Source organism: Achromobacter sp. SIMBA_011, assembly GCF_046535435.1.
GTDB classification, from domain to species: domain Bacteria; phylum Pseudomonadota; class Gammaproteobacteria; order Burkholderiales; family Burkholderiaceae_B; genus Achromobacter; species Achromobacter dolens.
The window spans coordinates 1-237 of record NZ_JAWRWN010001200.1; the positions used below are offsets into that span (position 1 = coordinate 1).

Consider the following 237-nt stretch of genomic DNA (forward strand, 5'->3'; position numbering starts at 1 on the left):
CAATCTCGGTAAGCCCGACTGGCGCGTCCTGCGCCCGGCCAAGGCTTGAACGAGGCCGGAGCGAGCTGAGCGGACGCCCGGCCCGCTCGCTCGCCCGGATATTTATTTGCTGACTGCCAGCACCGCCTCGGCCTCATAGATGGCGCAGACGATGTGATAGAACGTGCTTGCCGGTGCCGGCTCGTCGAGCATCGGCTTGTCGGCCGGCCATTTGTCGAACCACAGCCCTTTGACCGG

At 65.4% G+C, this 237-nt stretch carries 1 protein-coding gene; it reads right to left on the bottom strand.

Annotated elements, in window-relative coordinates:
- Window positions 1-102: 102 nt before the first annotated feature.
- Window positions 103-225, bottom strand: coding sequence for a hypothetical protein (locus SB816_RS34855; RefSeq protein WP_410548606.1), 123 nt, complete (start codon window positions 223-225; stop codon window positions 103-105).
- Window positions 226-237 lie beyond the last annotated feature (12 nt).